Raw genomic sequence first — 6,207 nt, 5'->3', positions numbered from 1 at the left:
GGGAGCGAGAAAGCCCAGCCAGGAGTGGCGCCGGGCGCAGGCGGCGACGCCGGCGTGCGTGCCGTACGGTCCATGGACAGGACTCCTGTCCGAGGAGTGAGACGGATCCCGGACGAAGACTCCTGCCCGGCGCCCTCGTCTGCTTCAATGGGCCCATGGCCAGCTTCCAGAAGGACACCGCGACAGGTCGCCATGACCTCGAGCCGTTCTGGCCTTCCCGTCAGCACCACGACTTCGACCGGGTGTGTTGCCGCGCAGTGAACGCGCGGGCCCTCTAAAGCCGTACACCCCGGCCTTCGGCCAGCGCGAAACGACGTACGTCCCCCGGCGCGCCCGACCACGAATCGCGGCCGTCGTCCTGCCCGACGAACTCCTCGCGCGAAAGAGCTGACCTCTCATGGCGACCACTCGTTCTCTCTCCACCGCCCCCCTCACCACCCCCTCCCAGAGCAGCACCCGCCACCGGCTGCGGGCCGTCGACCGGGACGAGGTCGTCGACGTGGCGGACTTCCTGCCGCCGGGCGCCACCTGGCTGCCCGCGCCGCAGCACACCCTGCCCACCCTCCCCGGACAGCCGCCCATGGTCGGATACCTGGTGCTGGTCCCGGCCGACCAGCGGCCCCCGTTCCTGCCGGTCGCGGTGCCGGACGAGCCGGAGACGGCCGCCGAGGCGGGCGGCGACCCGCTGGTGCGGATCGACTCCGTGCAGCGCACCGCGAGCGTGGACGGCCGCGAACTCGACCTCACCTACCTGGAGTTCGAGCTGCTCGCCCACCTGGTGGGACACCCGCACCGGGTGCACACCCGCGACCAGCTGGTCACCACGGTGTGGGGGTACGGCCACGTCGGCGACGGCCGCACCGTCGACGTCCACATCGCCCGGCTGCGCCGCAAGCTGGGCGCCCAGCACCGCCAGACGATCCAGACCGTGCGCCGCGTCGGCTACAAGTACATCCCGCCGACCGGGCGTTGACCCCGGCTGTCTGCCCTCGGCAGACAGCCCTTCCCTCCCCGGGCCCCTGCCGGGCACGCTCCCGGCATGAGACTTCTTGTGCTGGGTGGTACGGAGTTCGTGGGGCGGGCCGTCGTGGAGGCCGCTCTGGGGCGCGGCTGGGAGGTGACCGTCTTCCACCGGGGGCGGCACCAACCTCCCTTCGCAGTACGGTCGTTGCACGGCGACCGCACCGATCCGGACGGTCTCGCCGCCCTCGCCGCCGCCGAGGGCACCTGGGACGCCGTGGTCGACACCTGGTCGGCGGCGCCGCGCGCGGTACTGGACGCGGCTCGGCTGCTGCGGGATCGCGCCGGACGGTACGTGTACGTCTCCAGCCGGTCCGTGTACGCCTGGCCCTGGCCTCCCGGGGCCACCGAGGACGCTCCGCCGGTCGAGGGTGCCGCGGCCGATGCCGGGGCGACGGACTATGCGCGGGACAAGCGGGGTGGCGAGCTGGCCGCCGTGGAGGCCTTCGGCGCGCAGGACTCGCTGCTGGTCCGGGCCGGGCTGATCCTCGGTCCGTACGAGAACGTCGGCCGGCTGCCCTGGTGGCTGACCCGGATCGCCCGGGGCGGCCCGGTCCTGGCCCCCGGCCCCCGGGATCTGCCGGTCCAGTACATCGACGCGCGCGACCTCGCCGACTGGATCGTCGGCGCGGTGGAGAAGGAGTTGAGCGGGCCGTACAACCTGGTCAGCCCGCCCGGTCACACCACCATGGGCGAACTGCTCGAGGCCTGCGTCCGGGCCGCCGGCGCGGACGCCGAGCTGCGCTGGACCGACCCGGAGGTGATCCTGGAAGCCGGGATCGAGCCGTGGACCGAGCTGCCGGTGTGGGTGCCGCCGGGCGGCGAGTTGTACGACGCCGTGCACCGCGCGGACGTGTCCCGGGCGGTGGCCACGGGGCTGGTGTGCCGGCCGGTCGGCGAGACCGTCGCCGACACCTGGCGGTGGCTGACGCAGATCGGCGGTACTGCGCCGCAGCGCCCGGACCGGACGGCCAAGGGTCTGGCCCCGGAAGTGGAGTCGAAGGTGCTGGCAGCGGGCGGGGGTGTAGCTGACACCACCCTCTGACATGGGGCTTCGGCCCAGTGACCCGGGCCGACGGGTCGGCGAGACTTGCGGCATGAACACCGAAGCGAAGAGTGGCCGTGCCCGTGCGCGGACCCGAGAGGTACTGCTGGCCGCCGTGCAGGGACTCACGCTGGCCGTTGCCGTGCTGCCCTTCTCCGTGCTGCTCCTCGTCCTGACCCTCGTCTCCGTCGCGCTCATCCCGATCGGCGTCGGCATCGTCACGACTCCGCCGATCCTGACCGCGGTGCGGGCCCTCGCGGACAAGCGCCGGGAACTCGCGGCCGAGTGGTGCGGGGTGCGGATCCCGTCGGCGTACCGGCCGGTCCCCGAGGGCGCGAACCTCTGGACGCGGACCCTCACCCTGCTGCGCGACCCGCAGGTCTGGCGCGACGTGCTGTGGCTGCCGGTGGACATGACGGCCGGTTTCGTGACGGCGCTGCTGCCGGCCGTCCTGCTCTTCTACCCCTTCGAGGGTTTCGCGGTGGCGGCCGGGCTGTGGCGGGTGCTCGCGAAGGACGAGACGTACTGGTACGGCTTCGTACCGGTCACCGACCAGCCGTCCGCGCTCGGTGCCGCCGCCACCGCCGCGGTCCTCCTGGTCGCCTCCTACCGCCTCACCCCACGCCTGCTGACGGTCCACTTCCGGCTCACCCGGGCCGTCCTCGGCGCCGAGCAGGGCGAACTCGCGGAACGGGTACGGGTGCTGACCGAGACCCGGCGCGACGCCGTGGACACCTCGGCCGCCGAGCTGCGCCGCATCGAGCGGGACCTGCACGACGGGGCGCAGGCCCGGCTGGTCGCGATGGGCATGGACCTCGGCACGATCGAGATGCTGCTGGACAAGGACCCGGCGCAGGCGAGGAAGCTCGTCTCCCAGGCCCGCCGGAACTCCGTCGAGGCCCTGGAGGAACTGCGCGACCTGGTCCGCGGCATCCATCCGCCGGTGCTGGCCGAACGCGGGCTCGGGGACGCCGTACGGGCGTTGGCGCTGCGGCTGCCGCTGCCCGGCGAGGTGAGCGTGGAGCTGCCCGGCCGCCCGGACGCGCCCGTCGAGTCGGCCGCCTACTTCGCGGTCAGCGAGGTGCTCACCAACGCCGTCAAGCACTCCGGCGCCGAGCGGATCTGGGTGGACCTGCACCACGCCGGCGGCATGCTGAGGATCACGGTCACCGACAACGGCAGGGGCGGCGCCGCGGTAGGAACGGGCTCCGGGCTGGCCGGGGTCGAGCGCCGGCTGGGTACATTCGACGGCGTCCTGGCCGTCAGCAGCCCCGCGGGCGGTCCCACCCTGGTGACCATGGAGATCCCGTGCGCGTTGTCCTAGCCGAAGACCTCTTCCTGCTGCGCGACGGACTGGTCCGGATGCTGGAGGCCTACGGCTTCGAGATCGCGGCCGCCGTCGAGTCCGGGCCCGAACTCACCCGCGCATTCGCGGAGTTGCAACCGGACGTCGCCGTGGTCGACGTGCGCCTGCCGCCCACGCACACCGACGAGGGCCTGCAGTGCGCGCTGCGGGCCCGGCGGGAGCGGCCCGGGCTGCCGGTGCTGGTCCTGTCCCAGCACGTGGAGCAGTTGTACGCGCGGGAGCTGCTGGCCGACGGCAGCGGCGGGGTGGGCTATCTGCTCAAGGACCGGGTCTTCGACGCCGACCAGTTCGTGGACGCCGTACGACGGGTCGCCGCGGGCGGCACGGCGATGGACCCGCAGGTGATCCAGCAGCTGCTGTCGCGACGGGCGGCCGACGACCGGCCGCTGGGCAACCTCACCCCGCGGGAGCGGGAGGTGCTGGAGCTGATGGCGCAGGGCCGGTCGAACGCGGCGATCGCCGCGCAGCTGGTGGTGACGGAACGGGCCATCGCCAAGCACACCTCCAACATCTTCACCAAACTGGGTCTGGAGGTGTCGGACGACGACAATCGCCGCGTTCTGGCCGTGCTGGCCCACCTCGACCGCGACCGTTGAGTTTCATGTCAACTTTCGCTGCTCAGCGGGTATTTGAGGCCCTTGGGCGGGGTAATCCTCTGACTAATTTGTGAGACGGCTGAACACCTCTGGGGCGGAGTCCGTATGGAAGGACGCCGCTTCACTCCTGTCGGGCGCCTCGATGCTGCCCCGCAAGGAAGTCAGAGGAGTTCCATGGGACGCAACACACGAAAACGCCGTACGCCGCTGGCCACCAAGGCCATAGCCGCATCGGCGGCCCTAGCGCTCGGTGGGGGCGGGCTGATCTGGGCGAACTTCTACGCCTCGGCGCACGAGTCGAACAACCAGTCGTGGGGAGGCAATCAGACCAAGGCCGCGACGGCGCAGGTCGCGACGATCTCCTGCCCGGACGTCGGCCAGAAGCTGACGAACGTGCCGAACCAGGCCCGCCAGGGTGTGGCGATGGAGCTGGCCAACCTCGACAAGCAGATCACCGAGGCCTACTCCCGGCTCGCCTCCACCCGGCAGTCGCAGACCAACGATCCGAGCTTCGTGCAGAACGCGATCGTCGGCCCCCTCAAGGAGAAGCGGGCCGCGACGATCGACCGGATCAGGATCGACATCCAGCGGGTCGGCGGTTCCTTCGACAACTCGCTCAAGCAGCTCGCCGCCTGTACGACGCAGACCGCCAATCAGACCAACGCCGGCGGACAGCAGCAGAACGGCGGCCAGCAACAGAACGGCGGGCAGCAGCAGAACGGCGGCCAGCAGCAGGGCAACGCCGGTCAGAACATCGGCGGGCAGGCCGGCAACGGCCCGGTCGCGGCCGACTTCGTGGACATCACGAAGGTCGCCCCGAACGTCCAGGGCAAGCCGCGCCTGACCGGCAACGCCTCGACGGGCACGTTCTCCACACGCTGCGGCGTGAACGCGAACAAGAACTTCAACACCGACAACGTGATCGTGGCGCCCGGCGTGACCAACGGCGCGCACCACCTGCACGACTACGTCGGCAACCAGAAGGTCAACGCGTTCTCCAGCAACCAGACGTTCCTGCAGGGCGGCACCAGCTGCCAGAACCGGAACGACCTGTCGTCGTACTACTGGCCGGTGGTCCGTATCCAGGACGGCACGCAGGACTTCGACCAGAACAAGGACGGCGGTGGCAAGGAAGGCAACGTCGGCAAGATCCTGACGCCGACGTCGGCCCAGATCAAGTACGTCGGCAGCGCGGCCAGCAAGGTCGTCGCGATGCCGCAGTTCCTGCGCATCATCACCGGTGACGCCAAGACCACCACCAACGGCCTGGCCAACGCCAACGCGCACTGGAGCTGCACGGGCTTCGAGAACAAGGTGCAGTTGACCACGCAGTACCCGATCTGCCCGCAGGGCAGCAAGGTGGTGCGTACGTTCGCCTTCCAGAGCTGCTGGGACGGCCAGAACATCGACAGCGCCAACCACCGCACGCACGTGGCCTTCGCCGACGCCGCGAGCGGTGTGTGCCCGCCCGGCTTCAAGGCGATCCCGCAGCTGACGATGCGCCTGACGTACAACATCAACCCGCCGACCGTCCAGAACGGCCAGGTGAAGAACGCCTACGCGGTGGACGGCTTCCCTGAGCAGCTCCACAAGGCGGCCACCGACCACGACGACTTCATCAGCGTCACGACCGGCGGCCTGGCGAACAAGATCGCGAACTGCGTCAACCGCGGTCAGCAGTGCCAGTAGTGCAGACCCCTTCGGAAAGCGGGCGGTGGGACTCTCCCACCGCCCGCTTTTCGTGAGCCGCACGCCGGCAGGAAGGTCAGCCGCTGTGCGCGTGGTGATCGGTGCCGATCTCCACGTCGCCGCCGAGCGTGCCGCGCAGCGCCTTGACGACCCCGTTCTCGCCGACGGCGACCCACTTGCGGCCGACCAGGTAGTAGCCGCCGTAGTCCTTCGCGTCGTTGATCCACTCACGCTGGCCGCGGTCGGTGGCGAAGGTGGCCAGGATGAACTTTCCGTCGGTGTTCTTGCAGATGGCCTGCCGGATCTCGTCCGCGTCGGTCTGCATGTTCGGCGTGCACTTCACCTCGGCAGCCAGGCTCTCCAGGCTGCCCGTGGCGGTGGGCGGCACCTTCTGCGCACCCCCGCCGGAGCCGCAGCCCGCGAGCGCCAGTACGGCCGTGGCAGCGCCCGTCACGGCGAGCAGCGCCCTTGTCACCCTCATCTGTTCCTCC

General features: G+C 70.8%; 6 protein-coding genes. 5 read left to right on the top strand and 1 reads right to left on the bottom strand.

Annotated features, from left to right (window positions below; genetic code table 11):
• The first annotated feature begins 397 nt into the window (after positions 1-397).
• The 5 genes from ABZ471_RS08960 (at position 398) to ABZ471_RS08940 (ending at position 5,716) form a co-directional block, all read left to right on the top strand.
• Entirely contained in the window at positions 398-973 is a 576-nt protein-coding gene (locus ABZ471_RS08960; RefSeq protein ID WP_359064041.1) for a winged helix-turn-helix domain-containing protein, read from the top strand.
• Between the two features lie 66 nt (positions 974-1,039).
• Positions 1,040-2,065, top strand: a complete 1,026-nt coding sequence (locus ABZ471_RS08955; RefSeq protein WP_359064039.1) for an NAD-dependent epimerase/dehydratase family protein — start codon at positions 1,040-1,042, stop codon at positions 2,063-2,065.
• 52 nt (positions 2,066-2,117) lie between these two features.
• A complete protein-coding gene (locus ABZ471_RS08950) occupies positions 2,118-3,389 on the top strand; it encodes a sensor domain-containing protein (RefSeq protein WP_359064037.1) in 1,272 nt (423 codons plus the stop codon).
• Positions 3,374-4,027: a response regulator transcription factor gene (locus tag ABZ471_RS08945; protein WP_359064035.1), complete on the top strand. Its 654-nt coding sequence runs from the start codon at positions 3,374-3,376 to the stop codon at positions 4,025-4,027. Before ABZ471_RS08950 ends, ABZ471_RS08945 begins: the two co-directional genes overlap by 16 nt.
• A 174-nt stretch (positions 4,028-4,201) precedes the next feature.
• Positions 4,202-5,716 carry a DUF1996 domain-containing protein gene (locus ABZ471_RS08940; RefSeq protein ID WP_359064033.1) on the top strand — a complete coding sequence of 505 codons (1,515 nt, stop codon included), beginning with the start codon at positions 4,202-4,204 and terminating at the stop codon, positions 5,714-5,716.
• 76 nt (positions 5,717-5,792) lie between these two features.
• On the opposite strand, the gene ABZ471_RS08935 is transcribed toward ABZ471_RS08940, so the two are convergent.
• Positions 5,793-6,197, bottom strand: a complete 405-nt coding sequence (locus ABZ471_RS08935) for a hypothetical protein (RefSeq protein ID WP_359064031.1) — start codon at positions 6,195-6,197, stop codon at positions 5,793-5,795.
• Positions 6,198-6,207 lie beyond the last annotated feature (10 nt).

This window comes from Streptomyces sp. NPDC005728 (assembly GCF_040630895.1).
GTDB lineage: Bacteria > Actinomycetota > Actinomycetes > Streptomycetales > Streptomycetaceae > Streptomyces.
Note: the sequence above shows the minus strand (reverse complement) of the source record. Positions and strands in the feature narration are given on the sequence as shown.

Excerpts from the sequence above, each read along its gene's own strand:
- ABZ471_RS08960 (WP_359064041.1), top strand. The coding sequence starts at position 398 with ATGGCGACCACTCGTTCTCTCTCCACCGCCCCCCTCACCACCCCCTCC.
- ABZ471_RS08955 (WP_359064039.1), top strand. The coding sequence starts at position 1,040 with ATGAGACTTCTTGTGCTGGGTGGTACGGAGTTCGTGGGGCGGGCCGTC.
- ABZ471_RS08950 (WP_359064037.1), top strand. The coding sequence starts at position 2,118 with ATGAACACCGAAGCGAAGAGTGGCCGTGCCCGTGCGCGGACCCGAGAG.
- ABZ471_RS08940 (WP_359064033.1), top strand. The coding sequence starts at position 4,202 with ATGGGACGCAACACACGAAAACGCCGTACGCCGCTGGCCACCAAGGCC.
- ABZ471_RS08935 (WP_359064031.1), bottom strand. The coding sequence starts at position 6,197 with ATGAGGGTGACAAGGGCGCTGCTCGCCGTGACGGGCGCTGCCACGGCC.